Source organism: Pseudomonas sp. B10, assembly GCF_900156235.1.
GTDB classification, from domain to species: Bacteria; Pseudomonadota; Gammaproteobacteria; order Pseudomonadales; family Pseudomonadaceae; genus Aquipseudomonas; species Aquipseudomonas siliginis.
This window is the reverse complement of the sequence record NZ_LT707063.1, coordinates 5177925-5201988: the sequence shown is the minus strand read 5'-3', so window position 1 is coordinate 5201988 and position 24064 is coordinate 5177925. Positions and strand designations below refer to the sequence as shown.

Here is a 24064-nt window from a genome sequence, read left to right as displayed (position 1 = left end):
CGGTCATCGTTCGGTCAGTCGCCGCAGTTGCTCGACTACATGATCCTGCTGCTCATCAGTCAGCAAGGGGTACACCGGCAAGCTGATCGCCTCGGCGTAATAGCGCTCGGCCTCGGGGAAATCACCCTCGGCAAACCCCAGATCCCGATAGTAAGGCTGCAAATGCACGGGAATGTAGTGCAGATTCACGCCAATACCGGCGGCGCGCAAACCTTCGAAGACCTGGCGGTGACTGAGGCTGATGCACTCGGTCTGCAAGCGAATCACATACAAGTGCCAGGCCGACTCCGCCTCTTCCTGCGCGCTCGGCAAGGTCAGCGGCAGGTAAGCAAGCAACTGATCGTAACGTGCCGCCAGTTCGCGCCGACTTGCGACAAACTCATCCAGTTTGCGCAGTTGCGACAGACCCAGCGCCGCCTGCAGATCGGTGATCCGATAATTGAAACCCAACTCGATCTGCTGGTAATACCACGGCCCGTGGCTGGGTTCGGTCATGTGTTGCGGATCGCGGGTCATGCCGTGGCTGCGCAGGCGTCGCAGACGTTCGGCCAGCGCCGGGCGATTGGTCAGGACCATGCCGCCCTCGGCGCTGGTGATGATTTTCACCGGGTGAAAACTGAACACCGTCATCGCCGCGAAGTCGCCACAACCAACCGGGCGCCCGGCGTAGCTGGCGCCCACGGCGTGCGAGGCGTCTTCGATCACAGTGAAGTTGTAGCGCACCGCCAGGTCGGCAATCTTGCGCATATCGCAACTCTGCCCGGAGAATGCGACGGCGACGAGGACTTTGGGCAGCGTGCCGTCGCGTTCGGCCTGTTCGAGCTTGGCTTCAAGGGCAAAGGCGTCGAGGTTCCAGGTCAGCGGATCAATGTCGACGAAATCAATCTTGGCGCCGCAATAGCGCCCGCAATTGGCCGAAGCCAGAAACGTATTCGGCGAGGTCCACAAGCGATCGCCCGGCCCCAGGTCAGCGGCCAGACAAGCGATGTGCAGCGCCGCGGTGGCGTTGCACACCGCCACGGCGAAATCGGCCTGGCAACGGGCGGCCATGGCCTGTTCGAAGCGTTCGATGGTCGGCCCCTGGGTCAGCCAGTCCGATTGCAGCACCTCGACCACCGCGTCGATGTCCGCCTGATCGAGGCTCTGCCGACCGTAGGGGATCATACCGACAGCTTCGCGTGCAGATCAGCGATCTGCCCCACTGAAAGGAAATGCGGGTTGGTGTCCGAGCGATACTCGAAATCCTCGCTGACCGCGCGCCCACGTTCACCGAGTTTATCGACGGCGAAATCGACGTCGACGCTGGTAAAACGAATCGACGGCTGAATCGTGTAATGGTCTTCAAACTCAAGGGTCATGCGCGCATCGTCCAGCGGCACCATCAGCTCATGCAGCTTCTCGCCGGGACGAATGCCGACGTTCTTGTGTGGCAGATGCTCGGCCATGCCGCGCGCCAGATCGACGATGCGGATCGACGGGATCTTCGGCACGAACACTTCGCCGCCATGCATGCGGGCGAAGCTGTCGAGGACGAACTGCACGCCGTGGTCGAGGGTGATCCAGAACCGCGTCATGCGCTCGTCGGTGATCGGCAATTCTTGCGCGCCGTCAGCGATCAGCTTGCTGAAGAACGGCACTACCGAGCCGCGCGAACCGGCGACATTGCCGTAGCGCACTACGGCGAATCGGGTCTGCTGCTCGCCGGCAATGTTGTTGGCGGCAACGAACAATTTGTCCGAGAGCAACTTGGTCGCGCCGTACAGATTGATCGGGCTGGCCGCCTTGTCGGTGGACAGCGCGACGACTTTTTTTACGCCGTTATCGATCGCCGCAGCGATGATGTTTTCTGCGCCGTTGACGTTGGTGCGAATGCATTCGGTGGGGTTGTACTCCGCCGCCGGCACCTGCTTCAACGCGGCGGCATGCACGACGTAATCGATGCCGCGCATCGCCTGACGCAAGCGCTCGGCGTCACGCACGTCACCGATGAAATAACGCATGCACGGCGCGTTGAAGGTCTGCTGCATCTCGTACTGTTTCAGCTCGTCGCGGGAGAAGACCACGACGCGCTTGGGTTGGTATTGCTCGAGCAGGCGACGGACGAAGTTGCGCCCGAACGAGCCGGTGCCGCCGGAGATGAAGATCGATTGACCGTTGAACATGTTCTGATTCCTGTCCGGCGAGCTTAAGCGAGCAACTGTGCCCATTTGATCGGGGCACTTTCGCCCAGGGTAAAACCTTTGCCGGTCAGGGCCAGGTTGGCGTTGTAGGCCGGGTCGTGCGCGAAGGCGTCGGGCCATTTTTCGCGCAGCGCTTGCAGCGCCTCGACGGCCGTTGGCTGCTCGCCGGTGTGCAGCACCTGCACGGATGGCGTCCAGACGGTGAGGTAACCGGCCTGACCGGCCTTGAGGCACAGGTCGACGTCGCTGTAGCCTGCGGCGAAAGTCTCTTCGTCCAGCCCGCCGAGCGTGTTGAACAAATCCTTGCGCACCATCAGGCATACCTTCGACACGGCCGAGTAATTCTGCTCGACCATCAGGCGCTGCATATAGCCTTCAGCCTTGTGTTTTTCGCCGACGAAGGGCGAACCCACACCCTCGTTCAGACCAAGGATCAAACCGGCGTGCGAGACCATGCCGTCGCGGTCGACCAGCTTGGCACCGACGATACCGACTTCCGGACGCTGGGCGTGATTGAGCAGCGACTCGATCCAGTTCGGATTGACCACCTCACTGTCAGCGGCCAGCAATACCAGATAGTCACCTTGAGCCTGCTGGCTGGCGGCGTTGTACAAGGCGACTTCGCTCAGCGGTTGATCGGCACGCAAGACATTGACCTTGGCATGGTGCAGCGTACCCAGCCAGTCATTGACCGCCGCCGACTGCTGCGCGTTGGCCGCCAGCAATACTTCATAGCGGCTGTAACGGGTTCGTAGTAGCACACCTTCCAGGCACCGGCGCAGCGCCGGCAAATCATCGATGACCGGCACAATGATCGAAACCAGTGGCTGCTCAGTGTGGCGATAATCGATCTGCCAAGTGCCCGGCGCCGCCGAAGTGACCTTGGCCTTGTAGCCGCGGTTGCCAAGATGGCGCAGCAATGCCAAACGTTCGTGGGCGTTTTCTTCCAGAGGCGCCTGCTCGGTGATCAGCAGCGGCTCGTCGAGATGCGCGAGGCCGTCGAGGCCACCCTGCTCGATGATGCGCAGCAACAGATCGAACTCCAGCGCCTTGCTGAAATCGGCCTGATAGCCGCCGGCGTCAAGCAGCACTTGGCGACGGATCAACCAATGCCGCGCCATCAGGGACGGCGCGCTTTGCAGTAGATCAAGATTGAATCCGGGGCGGAACACGTCGACTAGTGCACCATTTTCCTTGCGCTGGATTTCATCGGCGGCGACAGCACGCACACCTTGGGCACCCATCAGTTCAAGGCTGGCGCGCAGCAGGCCGCTAGCGGTGAACTCATCACCGGCCTGAGCCAATATCAACCAGTCGCATGGCGACTGCTGAGCGCTCTGGTTGAGTTTGTCGACGAGATTGCCGGGCGTGACACGGACAAAGTGCAGGGTGTTCTGCGCAGTGGTCGCTGCCGGCGCATCACCGGTGGTGAACACGACAATCCTGAACGCTTTGCAGTGCCCCTCGACCAGGCTGTCGAGCGACACCTGCAACTTGTCGATGTCGTTGTCCAGATCAAGCAGGAAGATACCGAACTGCAGGCCACCACCTTCAGCAGCCACGTGTTGGCTGATCGACTCGAGCTGCTCGATGGCCGGTGCACGAGCAGACAGCCAATTCAACAAACGTCCCGATTGCATCTTGTCGAACGTAACCTGATGATCGTCGACCGTCAGCGCTTCGAGGCGGGCGACCCATTCATCCATCGTTTGCGCCGCCGTCTCGTCATCGAGCACTTGCAGCTGCGCGGCCAGACGCCTGGCAACCACCTGATTGAACGCATTCAGATCATGCGCCTGCCACAACCGGTCGACCACGCTCTGCGGCGTATCGTTATTGCGCGCCTGGAGCAGATGCGCCTGACGCGTCCATACACCTTCCAGCCCTTCCAACTGAAGGCGACCCGCCGGCAGGGTGTGCATCATGAATTCAAACTGTTCCAGAAGATCGAAAAACGTCTGGTTGTAGAACGGCATCTCAACGTACTGCAGTGGGCCGAAACGCCGATCAGGCCGCCGCAATTGCTGATTCCAGGTCGACTCGAAGATCAACTCGGCAGTCAGCGCCCGGCGGACCGTCAGGCTCTCGGCCATCGCCGCAAAGCTCTCCAGAACAAATGCCTTGGCCTGCCCTGCATCGAGGTTCTGGATACCGGTCGGCAGCGAGACGAGGAATTCGGCAAACGCCTCTCGTTCGGCGACCGACTTGCCGTCGAGATAGGTCAGCGAGTGATACACGTCGGTATTGTGTTCGGAAACGCCGTAGTTGATCTCGCGTACCACATAGGGAATCGGCAGGATCCGTGCCTTGGCGCTCGCCAGCAGGAAGTACACGTGCCCGATTTCCTGCCATTGGAAGTTGGTCCCCGGCGGCAATGACGAGTGCCAGGTTTTCATCAGGTCGGTACGGGTCACCGCGTAGAACGGCGGGATGTACTGACTCATGTAGTCAATGACGCGATCCTGCGCCCGCTCGGACGAATAGTCTTCCTGAACCTTCTTGTCGCGGCGGTAGTAGTTCACGCCATCGGCCTTCGCCAGGTACATCAGGCAATAGCCGTGGCACATGCCATAGTCACGATTGGCCTGAAGAAAGCCGACAGACTCGCAGAGCGAATCGAACACGATGAAATCGTCATCCGCCGCCAGCACCATGTATGGCGTGCTCAGTTGCTCGACGCCATAGGCCAGTTTGGCCTGCATCCCCCAGTAGGCAAATTGCGGTACATGATGATAATCGACGGCGGAGAAATTGCCTTCCGGACGTTCCGGCGTGGAATCCAGCACCATGATTCGGCAGGGCAAGCTGCTGTAATACTTCACCGCACGGCGCAGGAACGCCGGCCGGTTGTGAGTAATCAGCACCACCGTCAACAACTCGTTGAGCGGTAGCGTCAGTTCAGAACTGTACTTGCCTTGCATAACTTCTCTCCACAACCGGCGGCTCGCCGAAACAACGCTGGGTAATGTTGCGAATTAACGAACGCGGCGCAGATAACCGTCCGGCGCCACGGTGATCAGCAGTTTGTTCTGCATCTGCCGATCGATCTCGAAATCCTTGTTCTCTTCCAGGTATTTCCACACGGCGGTTTTCGGGTTATCGCCATGACCCCACGGGCGATCCGGAAAAAAGTCCGCCGGCATGTCTTCAACCACGGTGTCCATCACCACGCAGTAGCTGCCCACCGAAACCAGCGGCGCGTACAAGCGCAGCTCCTCGAGTACGTGGTCGTGGGTATGGTTGGAATCGAGGACCAGAATCACTTTCTTGCCCTCGGCAATCGCACGGACTTTCTGCGCGGTCGCCTCATCGATACTCGAACCTTCGATCATCTGGATGCGCTTGGCCATCGGGTGGCTTTCGATGGCTTCACGGTTGTGCGGGCGAATATCGAGGTCGATACCCAGCACTTCGCCGTGGCCTTGCAGCTCCAACAGCGAGGCGTAATAGATGATCGAACCGCCGTGGGCAATGCCGCATTCAATGACCAGGTCCGGTTTGACCTGCCAGATGATCTCTTGCATGGCCATCATGTCTTGCGGCAACTGGATGATCGGACGGCCCATCCACGAGAAGTGGTAACTGTATTTATGGCGGGCCGATTCGTTGAAGAAATCCCGGGCCAGTGCTACCACTTTCTGGTCCTCACCCTGGCGCGAGATCTCTTGTTGGCATTCGGCTTCGAAGGCTTTGTGGATGTTGTTTTCGGTCATCTTAATAATCTCAAGGGTCACTGAAACGAAGCGCTGTCGACGGCGTGATAGACGTAGCGTGCGCCAGTCATCCGCTTGATTTCTTCGAGGTAGTTGGAATTCATCACAAACAGGTGGGCGCCTGCAGGCAGCGCATCCATGGCCTCTTGCGGCGAGGACACCCGCACGCCACTGAGGGGCAGGTAACGTCCCTGCTTGGCCGGGTTGATGTCGACGACGCGATCTACCGCCACACCGGCGCGCTGCAAGGCCAATGAATAAATCACGCCCTTGGACGAAGCGCCCCAAATGGCCGAGCCCTGTGCGGGCGCGGATTGAATGATCTGCACGGCGCGATCGAGACTGGCGGTGAAGGTGGTCGACAGCGTCAGCAACGACGGCGTCTCGACCGGCGCCCGTTGCAGCGTCGAGAGATCGGCAACGATGTACAGATATTGGCCACCGAACAGATGCCCGGCCTCAAGCACGGTGCCGAACATTGCGCGCAAATCGGCGAGACGGAAGTAATTGACGTGCTCATAGAACACGTCGAACCAGGCATTGTGCTCGACGATCCAGTCAAAGCACGGCACTTCGATATAGATCTGCCCGCCCTGATTGGCTGCAGCCATTTGCGCCAGAAACGCCAGCGGATCGCTGATGTGTTCCAGCACATGGCGCAATACAATCGCATCCGCTGCCAACCCCAGCTCGCGGGTGAACGGTGCCTTGATCACGTCAGGATTGTCACCTTCATACGAAGGGTCGATCCCGGTAATGGCGTAATCTTTGCCCCGCAGCATCTCAAGGAAATAACCTTTGCCGCAGCCGACCTCAATCAGGGTCTGGCCCTTGAAGTGCCGGGCGAGGATCGCTTCGACGGCATTGAGGTGCGCCTGAAACTGCACCGAGTGCGCCTGTTCGTTCTGATAGTCGGCGTCATAGCTCAGCTTGTCGGCATCAAAGGCCTGGTTGAAGATCAATCCGCTTTGGCTGTCCTGTACCAGAACAATGTCTGCCGCCCCTGAGGCCCGCGCCTCTTCGGCGCTGGCAAACGTGCGGTTCTGCAACACCGGCAGTCCGGTCGCGCGATAAAGCTCATGCAGCATGTTCTTGCCCCTTCAGTTGCGAGATTCGCTGAGCATCACCCCAGAACGCCATGGGCTCATGGGCGGAATAACCGTAATGGCCCAGATTCAACTTGATCGTCGACTGGCGTTCGCGGACACGCTGTTCAACCAGCGCGCGTACGGAAATCGGCTGGCCGCTGCAGCAGTTGGTGACGCCGTCGACATCAGGCCGGCCGATCAGCGAAGCCAATTGCGCGGCCGCCTCGGTAATCTGCAGATAATCACGCAGCTGGTCGCCCATCGACATATTGAACTGCGCCTCACCGCCATCGATGGCGCGGTCAAGGCTGGCCAGCAGGCTGTTGCTGTTCTGCCCTTCGCCATAAAGGTAAAACAACCGCGCCCATTGCAGGGTGAACGCCTGCTCGCGCTGCAATGCTTGAAGGAACAGGCGCAAGGTGTGCTTGGCCAGACCGTAAGGCGTGCAAGGCTGGGGCAAGACCGACTCGGCCAACGGGCCGCTTTGCAAGCCGTATTCAAAGCAAGTCCCGGTGACCAGCACCTGGCTCACCCCTGCCACGACCGCACGCTTGAGAAACGCGTAATCGGCCGGCAGGTTGCGTTCGAAATGAAACAGCGCCTGATAGTTAGGCAAGCCGCTCCAGGCCAGATGCGCGACGACATCCACGCCATCAACCAAGCGCTCGACATCAAGGTCTGGCGCATGCAGATCGGCGGCGACAAATTCCACCTGCGCGAACCACGGCAAACTGCAAGCCGAGTCGAGGGTGCGCGCAACCGCACGCACTTTGAAGCCTTTGGAAAGCAAAGCGCTGACCAAGTGGCGACCGACGAAGCCGGTGGCGCCAGTGACCAGCACAGTGGTGGTGGTCGCCGTCAAAGCTCGACTCCCTGAAACTGTTTGTCGAGCAGCGGATGACTGGAATCCTTGGCTGACAAATTCTTGACGGGCAGCGGCCATGAGATCGCGAGTGCCGGATCAAGGGCCGACAAACCCGCTTCATGCTCCGGTGCGTAATCGGCATCGGTGAGGTACAGCACTTCCGATTCATCGGTCAGTGACTGGAAGCCGTGGGCAAAACCGGCAGGGATCAAAAAACTGAGGCCATCATCGGCGCGCAGTTCTTGCGCATGCCACTGCAAATACGTTGGCGATTGCGGCCGCAGGTCGACCGCCACATCCCAGACCGCGCCGCGCACACAAGTGATCAGCTTGGATTCGGCATAACCGGCTTTCTGAAAATGCAGACCGCGTACGCTACCTTGGCCCAACGTGCGCGAATGATTGATCTGGCGGATCGCAAAAGGACGTCCCTGGACGGTCAGACGACTCTGGCAGAACAGCCGGGCGAACCGCCCGCGCTCATCGCAGAAGACTTTCTGCTGGATGAGGTACAGGCCCTCCAATGGCGTTTTCTGCAGGGTGTAATCGCTCATGAACGCTCTCTGTACAGATTCAATTGGTTCAAGGTAACGGCGCGCATGTCATCGCCGTGTTGCCACGCCAGATGCCAGTCAAGGGTGTGCGTCAGGCATTGTTCCAGCGTCCAGCGCGGCTTCCATCCAAGCACCTGCCGCGCGCGGCTGCTGTCCAGACGGAGAAGACCGGCTTCGTGCAGCTCACTCGGTTCGATGCGCAGACCGCGGGCCCGCGGCCAACGGTTGGCGAGCAGTTCGACCACTTCACCGACGCTGCACATGTCGGCCTCCCCGGGACCGAAGTTCCACGCACCGGCGTATTCCGGGCCGTACTCGTAGAGCGCAGCAGCCAATTGCAGATAACCGGCCAGCGGCTCCAGCGCGTGCTGCCACGGGCGCACCGCTTGCGGGTAACGCAGGGTCACTGGCTCGTCGGCGGTCCAGGCTTTCAGTACGTCGGGAATCAGTCGCTCTGGCGCAAAATCACCACCGCCCAGCACATTGCCGGCGCGTGCGGTAGCCAGGGCCAGACCGTGTTCGGCATGTTTGTCCGCCGGGAAGAACGACGCTGCATAGGACTGCGCGAGCAATTCGCAGCAAGCCTTGCTGCTGCTGTAAGGATCGTGGCCACCGAGGGCTTCGTCTTCGCGGTACGGCCACAGCCACTCCTTGTTGGCGTAGACCTTGTCGGTGGTGACCAGCACACAGGCGCGCACGCCGCCGACCTGACGAATCGCTTCGAGCAGGTTCAGCGTACCCATGACATTGCTTGAATAGGTGCCGAGTGGATCGCGATAGCCCTCGCGCACCAGAGGCTGGGCCGCCAGATGCAGGACTATTTCCGGCTCGGTCTCGGCGATGATTTCCAGCAAGGCGCCGAGGTCACGCAGATCGCCGCGTTGATCATTGATGCCTTCGTGCACGCGCGCCAGTTCGAACAAGCTCGGCTCGGTCGACGGATCCAGAGAAAAACCGCTGACTTGCGCACCAAGGCTTTGCAGCCACAGGGTCAGCCAACTGCCTTTGAATCCAGTGTGTCCGGTGACCAGGACGCGTTTGCCACGCCAGAACTCCGCACTCAGGCCCATTGCTTCCATGGGGCCTCCCCGCTCTGCCACAGCGCTTCGAGATGGTTCTTGTCGCGCAGGGTGTCCATCGGCTGCCAAAAGCCGGAATGTTCGTAGGCATGCAGCTGTTCCAACTCAGCCAGTTGCATCAACGGCTCGGCTTCCCAGCTGGTCGCATCGCCGGCGATGTAAGGCAGCACCTGCGGTGACAGGACGAAAAAACCGCCATTGATCCAGCCGCCGTCACCTCGCGGCTTCTCGGTGAAGCCCATGACTTGGTGGCCTGTGCGTTGCAACGCACCGTAACGGCCTGGAGGCTGCACGGCCGTAACGGTCGCGAGCTTGCCGTGCGCTTCATGAAAACGGATCAAAGCGCCGATATCGATATCCGAGACGCCGTCGCCGTAGGTAAAACAAAAGGCTTTCTCGTCCTTGAGATAAGGCGCAGTGCGCAAGAGCCGGCCACCGGTCATGGTTTCTTCGCCGGTGTCGACCAGCGTGACGCTCCACGGCTCACTGTAATTCTGGTGCACCTCCATGCGGTTCTCGCGCATGTTGAAGGTGACGTCGGAGGTGTGCAGGAAATAGTTGGCGAAGAAGTCCTTGATCGCATAGCCCTTGTAGCCCAGGCAGATGACGAAGTCGTGGATTCCATGGGCGGAATACTGCTTCATGATGTGCCAGAGAATTGGCTTGCCGCCGATCTCGATCATCGGCTTGGGCTTGAGGTGCGACTCTTCACTGATCCGCGTGCCGAGGCCACCCGCCAAAATTACTGCCTTCATCGTCTCCCCTCTTGTTCTTCACCGGGCTGCGCATGACTTTGTTGAGCGTTGCGGGCCTTGCGGCGACACCTTTTGCCGTTCCGGGCGCAAGTGCAATGACCGCAAGCGCTCGTTTTATGGCGATTTGAGGGGGACTTGCAGGAAACGCGCCAGCTCAGAGTGGAGGTGGTGGGGAACGGGCTGAGGACTTTACTGGGGGCCTATCCGTTATTGCGGGTGCTGCCGCTGGCGGTTTCACTCTTACAGCAACAGCAACACCGCAGAAACGGATATTCACCCAACCCCCGAGAGCCTGGTCAGCCCAAAGGCCGCCAAGGCCAAAAACAAAAAAGGGATGAATCCAAAGACCCATCCCTTACTTCAACGATGCGCAAAAACTACCCGAACAGCGCAAACCCGTCAGCACCCACCGGCAGCTCATACATCTGACCATCGGCCGTCTGAACATGCTCGATGGTTGCAAACCCCGCATACCAGTCCACCAGCCGCACACCATTGTCCGGCACGCCACTGCTACCATCATTGGCACTGTGCAGATACACGTCATCACCAACACGGGTCACGCTCAACTGACTGGCGTCAGCGATCTTGTTCAAAATCAGCGTGTCGTTGGCATCCAGCCCTTCATCCTTGATGGTCACCAAGGCAGACGTGTCCACCACATAGGTATCATCGCCCTGCTCGCCAAACCCGCTGCCGCCCAGGCCCGACGGGCCGGCGCCGCTGAAGATCAACACGTCGTTGCCCTGCCCACCATAGGCCACGCCTCGCCCGAGGGTAATGTTGTCATTGCCTTCATCGCCACTGACCCAGGTAAACAGACCATCGCGCGCAGCTATGATGACGTCATCGCCCGAGCCACCGAACAAGGTGTCGGACTGCCCGGCTGCATCGAGACCGGACGCCAGACCGCCGTAGATGTGATCGTTGCCATCGCCACCCTGAATCTGGTCGTCACCACCACCGCCTTCAAGGACGTTGTCGCCCCACTCACCTTCCAGAACATCATTGAACTGGCTGCCGCGCAGACCTTCGATGTCGATGTAGACGTCATGGAAGGCGATACCGCTCTGCGCGCCCCATTTCAGCGAGGCGCTCAAGCCTTCAGCGCTGTCGTCATAGCTGACGATGTCGAGGCCCGCACCACCTTCAAAGTTATCGGCCCCCGCCCCGCCCAGCAGCACATCGTTCCCGGCACCGGAAACGATCGTGTTGTCCCCGTCATTGCCGTAACCGGTGAAATCGCTGCTGCCGGTATAGGTCAACCGCTCAACGAACGCACTCAGCCTCAACTCGGACAGGCTGGTGTACACATGATCGGTACCACCCATCAAGCTGTCGTCTTCTTCGACAGTCACGCCGGTGCTGTTGATCGTATAAACGTCATCACCAATACCACCAGCCACCTTCACACCACTGGCGTTGACGACAAAACGATCGGCGCCGGAGGAACCGATAACCTCTTCCACATTGAGCAGCGTGTCACCTGCAAGGTTGCTGCCATTGCCGATCACGACATTGGCCACGTCGAAGGCGTAGCGGTAACTCACAGTGTCGTAGCCGTGCGCACCATCGATGCTCATCGAGTCGTTATGACGATAAATCACATCATCGAAGCCCGAGCCCTGAAGCGCTTCGATACCGGTAAAAATATCGCCATAAGCGATGGTCAGGCCGTCGTGGTTGGTGAAGTCTTCGACTCGTACCCCTTCGAGGCTGTCGCTGTAGCTGACGGTGTCGTAACCGTCTCCTCCGACGAAATGATCTGCACCATCACCACCCCACAGCCAGTCATTACCGGCACCAGCGATGATCTCGTTGTCGGTGTCACTGCCGTATGCCTTGAAATCACCGGTACCCGTGAAGGTCAGTTTCTCGACGAAGCCGGCCATCTTGATGCTGTTGAGGCTGGTGCGCAGTTCGTCGTAGCCGCCCCAGTCTTCCTCGACGATGGTCACGTCTTCAGCGCTGACGATGTAGACATCGTCACCGCTGCTGCCTTCCAGTGTCACGCCGGCTACCGAACTGGTGAACGTATCGTTGGAAAACGTCCCGACGATCTTCTCAACGGACACCAGCGTATCGAGCTTGCCGTCGGGGCCGGCGACGGTATTTGTACCGTCGGCCAGTTCGACGTTGATTCCAGAGGTTATTGCGTAGTAATTCGCGGTGTCGAAGCCGTCCCCGCCATCAAGCTCATCCGATCCTGTACTCGCCAGCAGGACATCATCCGCCTCCAGTCCATAGAGTTGGTCAGTGCTGTCGGTGCCCAGCAGGACATCCGCTTCACTCGTTCCATTCACAATTGTCATTACATCTTCCTTGCGTGGTTGTTGAAACCGGAACTGTCAGTGCGGGCGTTGCCTGTCCGGAGCGCATTCCCTCGCTGATCGACTCAAACAAATCAATGAACCTGTGAAAAAGGCGACCCGAGAGATCGCCTTTCAATGAAGCCTTGCGGGCAATTCAATCCGCCAGCCAGCCATACTCCCAATGGCGCAAGTTATCGCCGCGCAGAACATAGTCTCGCAGCACCACCTCACGCAGTTCATCGCCCATGCGATAACTGGCATCAGGGTCAGCCAGATGCATGCGGATCGCTTGCAGCCACTCATCGGTCGTGTTGGTCTTGACCCGGGTGCACGGCAAGTAACCGCGATAGGCCTCGGTGTCGGTGCAGACCACCGGGTAGCCGCAGGCGCCGTATTCCAGCAGGCGCAGGTTGCTCTTGCAGTCGTTGAAAATGTGGAACTCCAGCGGCGCCAAAGCCAGGTCAAGGTTCAGGCTGGCCAGTTTTGCCGGATACACATCCAGGGGTATCACGCCATGAAACTCATGCATGTACGGCAGCAAATCATCCGGGCACATGCCGAAGAAAACCCAGTCGACTTCGTTGGCCAGTTCGCGCACCACGTCGGCGATCACGGCCAGATCGCCATGGTGACTGGTGCCGCCCCCCCAGCCGACACGGGGCTTTTTCGAGGTGCGACGCTGGCTGCGCAGGTGTCCCCACAAATCCTGAGCCAACATGTTCGGCACCACGCGTATGTCGTGGTGCATGTCCGACAGCGCGTTGGCCAGCGGCGCGGTAGAAACGACCACGCGATCACACAGGCCGATCGCTCGGCGCACCATTCGCTCCATGTCCGACTTGCCCGGCATATTGCGAATGTGTGCGTTGCGATGGGGAACATCGATCACATAGTCGTCGAGCTCGAAAATCCGTCGGGCGTTGAAAAACTTCTTCAACGGCGGAATTTCATCAATGGCATGCTCCGAATAGCGCCCTTGCAGGACGATCACATCGGGGGACTGACGCTCGATATCGATGATCGACGGTAAGCCGTAGCAGACCCGTCCCTCCACCCGGTTGGCCGCTTCCAGCTCGATCATTGGCTGACTCATGCGGTAGTGACCGATCGCAGAGGCGTTGATCGGAACCGCAAGCACGTTCGGCAGTTGCGCCTTGGAGAACGCGCTCCAGCCAGTACGCAAGCCCGGTTCAAGGCTGAAGTTGGTGGCGCCAACGCCCTGCAACGTCAGGTTGACGTTATAGGCCGGGTCGCGCGCAACCAGTGGCAGCCAGCGTTGATAGAAGGTGTCCTTCTCCTCGGCGTGCTGCGCTTGCTCTTGCTCCGTCGCCGCGATAACTGGCTGCGTACCCACCGCCAGCACGGCGTGCGGGTTCATCACCACCAGATAACCGTCGCGACCAATGCGCAGGCACAGATCCACGACACTGAGCGTTTGCTTGAAATCCTGCTCATCAAGACCGCCGGCAGCTTCGAATACCGATCTGCGAATCATCAGGCAGTCGCCACCGACCGCGCTCAGGTCATGTACAGCTTGCAGTCGGTGCATATACCCGTCCGCCTGCATCGGCTGGCCGTAGAACGGCAGTCCCGCCGGCCCATTCAGCCCCAGGATGAGACCGGCGTGCAGCACGCCACCGTCCGGGTTGAACAGCTTGGCGCCAACCACCCCGACTTCAGGACGTTGCGCGTGATTGAGCAGTTCGTCGAGCCAGTCGGCCTGAGTAATCACCGCAAAGGCATTGAGCATCAGCATGTACTCACCGCGCGCCTGGCGCGCGGCGAAGTTGTGCACAGCAGCGGCATTGTCCTTTTGCGCATACCGCAGCACGCGAATCCGGTCGCTGCCCAGCTGCGCCATGTCGTCCAGCCACGCCCGCGCTTCGGCGCTTTCGCTGCCGTTATCGACCAGGAGCAATTCGTACTCGGTGTAGGCGGTTTTCTCCAGCAGCGTTTCGACACAGCGCTGCAAGGCGGCAGTCTGGTCCTGAGTGACGATGATTACCGACACCAGAGGGCGCTGCGCGTGACGGTAGTCGACACGATTGAGCAGCCCGTTCTGGCGGATTTCATGAGCAATGCCGAGGCGCTGCAGATGCGCCTCGAGAATTCGCCGACTTTGCTCCACCACGCCAGGCTCGGTGAGCCATTGCGACAGGTCGAATTTCGACTCCAGCAATACCTCGGCGATATGTCCGACAACCTGCAGGCCATCGCTTTCGACCATCCGCCAGAGCATGTCGTGTGGCGCCAGTTCGGCGAACGTTGGCGCAAATCCACCGAGCGCGAGGAAGCGTTCGCGCTGGAATGCCAGCGCTCGGCCGACGTACGGATAACTGCGCATGAGGTCGAGGTTGAAGTCCGGCTTGAACGCCGGTTCCGCCGATTCGCCGTCGCGCACGCTGCCTTCATCACTGTACAGACACGTCAGCGACCGCGAATGCGCGATGCGATCGGCCATCACCAGCAATGCCGGTGCCACCGGGCGATCTCCCGGTTGCAGCAGATAGAACCAGTCGGCGCCTTCGAGTTGCGGCAACAGCGTATTGATCTGCTCCAGACCGTCATCCTGCAACGGCATGTGGAACACGCGATCCTGCAACACTGCTTCGGTACAGGCTACGGACAGTACCAGCACCAGCTCCGGTGGATAGTCCTGTGCAGCGAGCGCTTGCAGGGTGCGCTCGAGACCGTCACGGCTACCCTGCGCATCGATGACGATCGGCACGATCCTCGGCTGCTGCGGCCAGCCAGCAAGCGTTTCCGGCAACCATTGGCGCTGCGTCTCGGTCAGCACCCGACACGCCAGCCACTGCGCATAGAGCTCGCCGAAACTGAAGCTGTCGACACCCACGCCCAGCTCCTGGCGGCTTTGCTTGGTGCCAAGGGTACGGCTCAGCGGCAGTTCTTCCCAAACGCGAGGCGACTCGTCGGCGCTCGTCAGTCGCACGTAGCGAACCCAGCCCTTTGCGGGCGCCGACTCGCCGCTGCGCACTTTGAGCATTTGCGAAAGCCACTCGCGCTCAACCTCGGCAGCATCCTTCATCGGTTGCTGCGCGCTCAGGCGCTCAGGGTAAAGTCGCTCGGCGCTCAGGACATTGTTCGACGTCACCATGTTGCCGCGCCGCAACAGACACACATACAAGGCAAAATCCAGGGTCGCGACGAAGCATGCACCTGCTTCAGTCAGAGCGGGCAACAGTTCGGCGACATCGGCACGCCGGAACAACGCACTGCTGAAGCCGCCGAGGACGTTGACCGGGAATTTTTCGAAAATGCTCAGCACATCGTCGCCTTTGAGCAAGGCGCTCACGGGTGATAGCGAGCTGTTTTCCAAACGGGCCGGCAGAATGATGTCGTTGGCGTCCCACAGCAGCCGCTGAGCGATCACCAGACTGACTTCTTCGCGCTGTAACTCATGGGCTTGCTGTTCGATGCAGGCCGAATAGAGCAGGTCATCGTCACAAAGGAATTTGATGAACTCGCCGCGCGCCTGTTCGAGGCAGGCTTTCAGGTTGCCCACCAGCCCCAGCGTCTGTGGATTGCGAACGTAGCGCACTTGGGCCCCGGTCTGCTCCATGACCAGGCTGACGATGTCCTTGATCTCGTCACCACGACTGTCATCGCACACGACGATGTCGAGATTGCTGTAAGTCTGGCTGACGGCACTGTTCAGCGTGCGCTCGAAAAAGCGCGGATTGAACGCAGGGATGGCAATGCTGACGAGAGGAAGTGAATTCACGGCGGGCTCACAGGCGGTACGAGCCCGCTCGCAAAAACGAGCCCTTGATACCGCAAAAAATCATTAACAGAGGCACAACGTTGGCGGGCGCGCACGCGCCCGCCAACCATCAGATCTTGTTGAACAGACCCAACTGACTGATCTTGCTGAACGCCAGTTGCGCGGCTTGCAGCATGGTCTGTTGCAGGGTCAGACGGGTCATGACTTCAGCCGGATCGGAATCACGGATCGAACCCTGGGTCGTGCTGTTCGCCGTGGTCAGGCTGTCGTTGGTGATGGTCTGCATGTCCAGCGCCTGGCCGCGCGCACCAATGGTGGTCACCGCTGTGCCGATCTGATTGGAAGCGGCATCGATGTTACCGAGGCCTGCCTCCATCGCGCCCTGCAATTTCTGCTTGGCAACCGGGTCGCCGTCAACTGGCGTATTCAGCGCGGTGATCATCTGGCCCAGGGTGTCGAGCACGTTCTGGGTCTGGTGATTGTTCGGCTGGATCGAGAACTGATCGCCAGCGGCCGGCGTGTTGCCCAGCGCGAATGTCACACCGGCAGCGGTGGCGTTACCGCCGGCAACCGTGCCCGAAGAAACCGGCTTGCTGTCGGCGGTCACTGGCGCGGCATACAGATCGAAATCGGTGGCGCTGGTGAACTTGAGCACCGCGCCGCCCTGCGGGAACGCTGCGGTGTAGGCTGCCTGATCGGTGATGGTCGAACCGGTGATCACGCTGGTCGACGGGTTACCCGGATTACGCGTGGTGGTGAACGAGTCCGGCGAGGCCGACAGCTGAAAACTGTGCCCTGCGATAACGGCGTCCGGATTGGTATCGCCAGCCTTCAGGTTGACGTTCAGCTTGAGGTCGACGCCGCGGAAACTGACAGTCTGGTTGGCGCCGCTGCTGTTGCTGATCAGGCCATTCTGGCTGGCTTCGGCGGTCACATCGTTGCCCAGCGCATCGGTAATCTTCAGCTGGGTGCTGCTGACGAAATCGATGGTATACGGCTGCCCGGCAGTGAACTTGGCGTCGTAAGTGGCGGCAGTGCCGACGGTGCCGTTGGACAGCACGACACGGCCGTCATCCACGGCTGGAGCAGTCATTTTGGTGTTGGTGCGGCCGGTGTTGATGGTCTGCTGAAACGCGTCCCAACCAGTGGTGTTGGTACCCACGGTCATGCCGTCGCCGATGCCCAGATCAATGGTGGTCTGGTCGCCGTTGTAGCTGAATGTGCCGTCAGAATTCTTCGAATACGGTGCGGTGTCGGTTTTCGAACCGGAGAACAGGTAGTTGCCGTTGGCATCCTTGGCGTTCATCAGGCCCAGCACTTGTTGCTGGATCTCGCCCATCTCCGAGGCGTAAGCCTGGCGGTCCTTGTCGGTGATCGTGCCGTTGTTCGCGGCCAGCGCAAGTTCCTTGGCCCGTGCCAACGCCGTGGTGATCGAATCCAGCGTGGACTCCTGCACGTTCAACGCACTTTTGGTGGTGTTGACGTTGGTCTTGTACTGATCGAGCATCGCCGCCTGCTGGCCCAATTGCAGCAAGCGCCCGGCACCGATCGGATCATCGGCGGCGGTGTTGATGCGCTGCAGGCTGCTCGCCTCGCTCGCGGTGGCAACGGCCTTGTTGAAGTTACGCTGATAATCCGAAGCTTGCGTTCCGTAATACTGGGCGGTGGAAATGCGCATGAATTACGACTCCTTAAAGGCTGTTGATCAGCGTGGCGAAAGTTTCCTGCGCAGCTTTGATGATCTGCGAAGACGCTGTGTAGTACTGCTGGTACTTGACCAGGTTGCCGGTTTCTTCGTCCAGGTTGACCCCGGAAAGCGAATCGCGGGCACCCTTGGCGTTCTCCAGAATCGCCGTGGTCGCGGCGCTGTCGGACTTGCCTTGGGCGGTCTTGGTACCGACGTTGGTCACCAGGGTGTTGTAGGCGTCGGTCAGGCTGATGCCCTTGCTCGCCGAACCGGTGTCCACGGTCTGTTTGGTTTGCAACGCGACCAGTGCCTGGGCGTTGCGGTTGTCCGAAGACGCCGCGCCGGTCAGGTTCATGGTGAAGGTCTCGCCGGTTTTCGGCGTGCCGCCCACGGTGGTCTGCACGGTGAAGGTCTTCTGCACGTTCGGCGTGACGGTAGTGTCCATCACCGGGTTGCCGCTGGCATCGACGATGCCGACTTTCAAATTCAGCGTGTTCGATTGGCCAGGCACGATGGTGCCGGTGCCGATGGTCGCGCCCTTGGCGTCGACCAGGTTGTACGACTGGCTGCCACCGCTGGCTGCACCGAATACCAGTTTCACTGGTGTCGAGTTCTTCAGCGCCGCCTGCATGTCAGCCTGGGCGGTCGGGTTGTAGATGTCGATCTTGTCGCTGAGCGTCGGCTGGGTGTAAGTACCCAGACCGTTGGCGCTGGCGACGCCGGTCAGCGGACCTGCCGCAGCGATTTTCTTCGGATCGGTCAGGACCGTCTGAATGCTCGCCGCCGCGTTGCGGGTCGGCGTGATCTTGAACGAGTCACCCGCGCTCAGCGCGCCGCCATTCAAGGCCAGGGTGAAACCGTCGATCACTGGCGGCGGATTGGTCGTGGTGCTGAACGCGCCCAGATCGGTGCCGTCGGAACGCTTGACGGTGTAATCGGTAGCGCTGGTGAAGGTCACCTGATAATCGCTGGTGGTCAGCTTGCCGGTGTCCTTGATGGTCACATCGAGGTTGCCCGAACCGGCGCTGTTGCCATCCTTCGCAATGCTGCGCTGACTGATCAGGGCGGCACTGTTGATGTTGTTGAAAATCGCCGCGCCGAAGTCACCGTTCTTGTCGATGCCCTGGGCTTGCTGGCTGTTGATCTGATCGGCAATCACCAGCGCCACGCGACCGAGCTCGTTGAGCGATGGGTCGAGGACTTCCTTGCGATAGGTCAGCAGACCGCCGATTTCGCCACCGCTGATCACCGAAGTGATGTCGATGGTGCTCGAACCGCGATCCATCTGGATCGACATGCGCGACGGGTCGGTCTTGCTCGCGACCATGCTCAGGCTGTTGGTGGTGTTGCCGATGACCAGCGGCTGGCCGCTGCCGACATAGATGTCGAAGCTGGTGCCGCGCTCGACGACTTGCGCGCCGGTCAGCTCAGAGAGCTGACGCACGGCTTCGTTACGGCTGTCGAGCAGGTCGTTCGGTGCCCCGCCACTGGTGGAGATTTCGCCGATTTTCTGGTTGAGATTGGCGATCGCCGTGGCGAGTTTGTTCACCTGGGCAGTCATGTCGCCGAGGCTGCCGTTGATCGTGGTGTTCTGATCGTTGAGCTGCTTGGCGAGGGTATTGAAACGGCTGGTCAGCGCCTGCGCGCCGGTCAGCACCGACTGACGCGAAGTGTCATCGGTGGCCGACGTCGATACGCCCTGCATCGAGGTGAAGAATTTCTGCAGCACACCGGTCAGGCCCGTGTTGGTGTCCGACAGCATGGCGTCCAGCGGCGTCGCCTGCTTGAGAAACGCAGCCGATTCGCTGTCCAGCGAAGTCGCGGTGTGCAACTGCGATTCCAGGTACGAGTTGTACACCCGGCGCACGTCAGCCAGGGTCGTGCCCGTGCCGATGAAAACGCTGCCGTACTGCTGCGAGGACTTGGTGCCCTGCACGGTTTGCTGACGTGAATAACCGGCGGTGTCGACGTTGGCAATGTTGTTGCCTGTCGTAGCCAGAGAGGACTGGCTGGCCGACAGTCCCGACATCCCGATATTGAGCAAACTCATGGTTCAGACCTTATTACCTGGTGCCTTATAAAGGCGTGGTGGAGACACCCGCCGCAGCGTAGTTTTCAAAACTGTTCATCTGCTTGGCAATTTGCGAAATCTTCGTCGCGTAGTTCGGGTCGGTGGCGTAACCGGCCTTCTGCAACTCGCGTACAAACTGTTCTGGGTTATCGGCCGACTTCAGCACTTCTTGATAGCGATTGTTGCTCTGCAGCAACGTCACCAGATCGTGGAAGCTGTCCTTGTACGAGGCGTAGGAACGGAACTCGGCCGTCTCCTTGACCATCGCGCCATTGCGGAACTCGCTGGTGATCGCGCGGGCCGAATCGCCCTTCCAGTTACTGCTGGCCTTGATGCCGAACAGGTTGTGGCTGCTACTGCCATCCTGAGCGCGCATGACCGATTTGCCCCAACCGGTTTCCAGTGCCGCTTGCGCCACCAGATAACGCGGATCGACGCCGATGCGGTCGGCAGCTTCCTTGGCCATCGGCAGCATGGTGTTGACGAATTCGTCGGCGGAACTGAAGGCCTTCTTCGCCGGTGCCAGCGGAATCTGGGCCATGGCGCGGCCGTAGACCTGCATCTGCCCGCCAGCGGCTTTCTGCTCTTCGGCACGGGTCAGCCAGTCGCCGTTGTACAACGCGCCGGAGCCTGTGACAGCGGTAGTCGCAGCCCGTTGCGGCAAGGCGTTGGTCGCTGCTGCAGTGGTCGCAGTGGCCACGCTCGGCGCCGACGGCACCAGACCGGCGAGCAAGCGATCGGCCAGTTTCGGCGGCAATGCCAGACGCCGCTGGTTGATCAGCGCCATGTCGTTGCGATGGGAAATATCGGTGTTGTTCGGCGCATGCACCGAGCGCGATGCCCACAACGGACGCTCGCCGTTGACGCGGGACAGCGGCCCGGTGGCGACGGTGCCAGCGGCAATCGGCGTCGGCACGGCGGCGGCCTTGGCCAGCGCTTCCTGCTGCTTGGCGGCGGACGCAGCCGCAGCCTCGCCCGGCGCCATCGGCTTGTTCTTCGACATCTGGCGGATCAGCACGTCGGCCAGGCCAATACCACCGCCCTCGCGGGACATCGAAACCGCCAGTTGCTGGTCGTACATTTCCTGATACTGCTTGGCCGCCGGCGTGTTCAGCGGGTTGTCCTGACCAAGTGCTTCGGTGGCCGAGCGCATCGACTTGAGCATTTCGCCGAGGAACAGCGACTCGAATTCCTGCGCAACCTTGCGCATGTTTTCGTCGCTGTTCTTGTCGCCGACCTTGAGCTGGTTCAGACGATTGAGGTCGGAGTAGGAACCCGAATCGCTGCTGCTGACCAGACCGCTTTTGCGCATATCCATGGTGGCCGGCCTCAGATCACGATCAGGTCGGCTTGCAATGCGCCGGCCTGCTTCAGAGCTTCGAGAATTGCCATCAGGTCACCCGGTGCTGCGCCGACCTGGTTCACCGCACGGACGATCTCGTCGAGGGTGGTGCCCGGGCCGAACTTGAACATCGGTTTGGCTTCCTGTTCGGCATTCACTCGCGAGCGAGGTACGACGGCGGTCTGGCCGTTGGACAGCGGACCCGGCTGGCTGACGATCGGGTCTTCGGTGATGGTCACCGTCAGGCTGCCGTGGGTCACGGCGGCTGGCGACACTTTCACGTTCTGGCCGATGACGATGGTGCCGGTACGCGAGTTGATGATGACTTTTGCCACCGCCTGACCCGGATCGATTTCAAGGTTTTCCAGAATCGACAGGTAGTCGACGCGCTGGCTCGGATCCAGCGGCGCAGTCACGCGCACCGAACCGCCGTCGATGGCTTGGGCGACGCCAGGGCCGAGCATGTCGTTGACCTTGTCGACGATGCGCTTGGCGGTGGTGAAGTCGGAACGGTTGAGGTTCAGCGTCAGGCTGTTGCCCTGGTTGAAACCGCTCGGCACCGCACGTTCCACCGACGCACCGCCAGGGATGCGACCGGCCGACGGAACGTTGACGGTGATCTTCGAACCATCGCGGCCTTCAGCGTCGAAACCGCCGACCACGAGGTTACCCTGAGCGATCGCATAGACGTTGCCGTCGATACCCTTGAGCGGCGTCAGCAGCAAGGTGCCGCCACGCAGGCTCTTGGAGTTACCGATCGAGGACACGGTGATGTCGACCTGCTGACCTGGCTTGGCAAACGCTGGCAGATCGGCACTCACCGACACCGCCGCGACGTTCTTCAACTGCACGTTGCCCGATCCCGGCGGCACCTTGATGCCGAACTGCGAGAGCATGTTGTTGAAGGTCTGCAGGGTGAACGGGGTCTGCGTCGTCTGGTCACCGGTGCCGTTAAGCCCGACCACCAGGCCGTAACCGATCAACTGGTTGGAGCGCACGCCGGAAATGCTGGCGATGTCTTTCAGCCGCTCGGCGTGTGCGGTGAACGCCGCAGACATCAACAACGCGGCCACCATAAGGCTTTTCAGATTCAACGTAGCCACCTAGAAAGGGAACAGCGGGCTGAGGAAGATACGGTCGAACCAGCCTGGCTGACTCGTATCGGCAAACGCGCCGGTACCCGAGTAGGTGATGCGCGCATCGGCGACACGGGTCGACGACACGGTGTTGTCGGTCGCGATGTCATCGGCGCGGACCATACCGGCGATGCGCACCAGTTCGTCACCGGTGTTGAGCGTCAGCCACTTCTCGCCACGCACGGCGATGATGCCGTTGGGCAGCACGTCGGCTACGGTCACGGTGATCGAACCGGTCAGGCTGTTGCTCTGCCCGGACTTGGCGTCGCCCTTGGTCGAACGGTCGGCGCTGTAGCCAGCGTTCAGGCTCAGGTCACCGCCACCAATCGGGTTGTTGGTGGTCAGGCTGGAGCCGAACAACGAGGTCAGACCGATCGAGTTATCGCTGTTCTTGTCCATCTGCGAGTTGGCGTTCTTGCTCGCCTGGGTGCGCTCGTTCAGGGTGATGGTGATGATGTCACCGACCCGGAACGCCTTGCGGTCGCTGTACAGGTTCTGCTCGAAGCCGGCCTGATAGATCGAGCCATTGTTGGCAGCGGCCGGCAACGGTGTGCGCGGCAACACCGGGGCGTAGTAAGGGTCATTGGGCTTGGGCGTCGGGGCGACGCAGCCCGCGAGCGAGACGACCCCACTCAATGCCAGAACAGATACAAAGCGCTTCATGACCCTACCTCACGGTGTTGCTGGCGACCTCAGGCCGCCCCAAAGACTGGATTACAGATTCTGCGTTACGAACGAGAGCATCTGGTCGGCGGTGGAGATCACCTTGGAGTTCATCTCGTAGGCGCGTTGAGTGGTGATCATGTTGACCATCTCTTCAACGGTGCTGACGTTCGAGGTTTCCAGGGTGTTCTGCAGCGTGGTACCGAAACCGTTCAGGCCCGGGGTGCCGATCTGCGGCGCGCCGGAAGCAGCGGTTTCCAGGAACAGGTTGTTGCCCACCGCTTGCAGGCCGGCCGGGTTGATGAAGTCGGCGGTCTGCAGGTTGCCGATCACTTGCGAGGCCGGGTTGCCGGCGATGGTGATCGACACGGTGCCGTCACGACCGACAGTGAAGGTCTGCGCATCGTTCGGAATGATGATCGCCGGTTCCAGAGCGAAACCGCTGGCGTTGACGATCTGGCCATTGGAGTCGAGGTGGAACGTACCGTCACGGGTGTAGGACGTGGTGCCGTCCGGCTGCAGGATCTGGAAGAAACCGCGACCGTCGATGGCCATGTCCAGCGGCTGCTCGGTGGTTTGCAGGCTGCCGGCGGTGAAGTTTTTCTGGGTGCCGACAATGCGCACACCGGTACCCACTTGCAGACCCGACGGCAGTTCGCTGTCCTGGGTCGACTGGGCGCCTGGCTGACGCTTGATCTGATAGAGCAGGTCCTGGAACTCGGCACGGTCACGTTTGAAACCCGTGGTCGAGACGTTCGCCAGGTTGTTGGAAATGGTGGTCAGGTTGGTGTCCTGGGCGGACAGACCGGTTTTGGCAACCCATAGAGCCGGAAGCATTCGATTCTCCTCGTGCGCCTGTTTTACGGCACGACGTTCT

17 protein-coding genes are annotated in these 24064 nt (G+C 60.4%); all 17 read right to left on the bottom strand.

The window, feature by feature from the left end:
• Nucleotides 1-3: 3 nt before the first annotated feature.
• Nucleotides 4-1164, bottom strand: a complete 1161-nt coding sequence (gene pseC / locus BXA01_RS23565; RefSeq protein WP_076566567.1) for a UDP-4-amino-4,6-dideoxy-N-acetyl-beta-L-altrosamine transaminase — start codon at nucleotides 1162-1164, stop codon at nucleotides 4-6.
• Nucleotides 1161-2162: a UDP-N-acetylglucosamine 4,6-dehydratase (inverting) gene (gene pseB, locus BXA01_RS23560; protein WP_076566565.1), complete on the bottom strand. Its 1002-nt coding sequence runs from the start codon at nucleotides 2160-2162 to the stop codon at nucleotides 1161-1163. The genes pseC and pseB overlap by 4 nt, the downstream gene beginning before the upstream one ends.
• Nucleotides 2163-2185: 23 nt before the next feature.
• Nucleotides 2186-5101 carry a TIGR00180 family glycosyltransferase gene (locus tag BXA01_RS23555; RefSeq protein ID WP_076566563.1) on the bottom strand — a complete coding sequence of 972 codons (2916 nt, stop codon included), beginning with the start codon at nucleotides 5099-5101 and terminating at the stop codon, nucleotides 2186-2188.
• A 54-nt stretch (nucleotides 5102-5155) separates the two neighbouring features.
• On the bottom strand, nucleotides 5156-5893 hold the full coding sequence (locus BXA01_RS23550) for a cephalosporin hydroxylase family protein (RefSeq protein ID WP_076566561.1): 738 nt from the start codon (nucleotides 5891-5893) through the stop codon (nucleotides 5156-5158).
• 17 nt (nucleotides 5894-5910) lie between these two features.
• The gene (locus BXA01_RS23545) at nucleotides 5911-6981 is read right to left on the bottom strand and encodes a class I SAM-dependent methyltransferase (protein ID WP_076566559.1); all 1071 of its coding nucleotides are present in this window, start codon (nucleotides 6979-6981) and stop codon (nucleotides 5911-5913) included.
• A complete protein-coding gene (locus tag BXA01_RS23540; RefSeq protein ID WP_231990997.1) occupies nucleotides 6971-7843 on the bottom strand; it encodes an NAD-dependent epimerase/dehydratase family protein in 873 nt (290 codons plus the stop codon). The genes BXA01_RS23545 and BXA01_RS23540 overlap by 11 nt, the downstream gene beginning before the upstream one ends.
• Complete coding sequence (rfbC, locus tag BXA01_RS23535; RefSeq protein ID WP_073472805.1) at nucleotides 7840-8400, bottom strand: dTDP-4-dehydrorhamnose 3,5-epimerase; 561 nt, start codon at nucleotides 8398-8400, stop codon at nucleotides 7840-7842. The genes BXA01_RS23540 and rfbC overlap by 4 nt, the downstream gene beginning before the upstream one ends.
• Nucleotides 8397-9479, bottom strand: a complete 1083-nt coding sequence (rfbG, locus tag BXA01_RS23530) for a CDP-glucose 4,6-dehydratase (RefSeq protein ID WP_076566557.1) — start codon at nucleotides 9477-9479, stop codon at nucleotides 8397-8399. The genes rfbC and rfbG overlap by 4 nt, the downstream gene beginning before the upstream one ends.
• Nucleotides 9461-10234, bottom strand: a complete 774-nt coding sequence (gene rfbF / locus BXA01_RS23525) for a glucose-1-phosphate cytidylyltransferase (RefSeq protein WP_039761130.1) — start codon at nucleotides 10232-10234, stop codon at nucleotides 9461-9463. The genes rfbG and rfbF overlap by 19 nt, the downstream gene beginning before the upstream one ends.
• A 377-nt stretch (nucleotides 10235-10611) precedes the next feature.
• A complete protein-coding gene (locus BXA01_RS23520; RefSeq protein ID WP_076566555.1) occupies nucleotides 10612-12546 on the bottom strand; it encodes a calcium-binding protein in 1935 nt (644 codons plus the stop codon).
• Between the two features lie 154 nt (nucleotides 12547-12700).
• A complete protein-coding gene (locus BXA01_RS23515; RefSeq protein WP_076566554.1) occupies nucleotides 12701-16288 on the bottom strand; it encodes a glycosyltransferase in 3588 nt (1195 codons plus the stop codon).
• Nucleotides 16289-16397: 109 nt separating this feature from the next.
• A complete protein-coding gene (locus tag BXA01_RS23510; protein WP_076566553.1) occupies nucleotides 16398-17966 on the bottom strand; it encodes a flagellar hook-associated protein 3 in 1569 nt (522 codons plus the stop codon).
• A 13-nt stretch (nucleotides 17967-17979) separates the two neighbouring features.
• Nucleotides 17980-20025 (bottom strand): flagellar hook-associated protein FlgK, encoded by a 2046-nt coding sequence (gene flgK, locus BXA01_RS23505; RefSeq protein ID WP_071171415.1) that lies wholly within the window; start codon nucleotides 20023-20025, stop codon nucleotides 17980-17982.
• Between the two features lie 25 nt (nucleotides 20026-20050).
• A complete protein-coding gene (flgJ, locus tag BXA01_RS23500; protein ID WP_076566552.1) occupies nucleotides 20051-21364 on the bottom strand; it encodes a flagellar assembly peptidoglycan hydrolase FlgJ in 1314 nt (437 codons plus the stop codon).
• 11 nt (nucleotides 21365-21375) lie between these two features.
• Entirely contained in the window at nucleotides 21376-22464 is a 1089-nt protein-coding gene (locus BXA01_RS23495; protein WP_024012083.1) for a flagellar basal body P-ring protein FlgI, read from the bottom strand.
• A 27-nt stretch (nucleotides 22465-22491) separates the two neighbouring features.
• Nucleotides 22492-23187: a flagellar basal body L-ring protein FlgH gene (gene flgH / locus BXA01_RS23490; RefSeq protein WP_076566550.1), complete on the bottom strand. Its 696-nt coding sequence runs from the start codon at nucleotides 23185-23187 to the stop codon at nucleotides 22492-22494.
• 51 nt (nucleotides 23188-23238) lie between these two features.
• A complete protein-coding gene (gene flgG / locus BXA01_RS23485) occupies nucleotides 23239-24024 on the bottom strand; it encodes a flagellar basal-body rod protein FlgG (RefSeq protein WP_016771111.1) in 786 nt (261 codons plus the stop codon).
• Nucleotides 24025-24064: the final 40 nt, after the last annotated feature.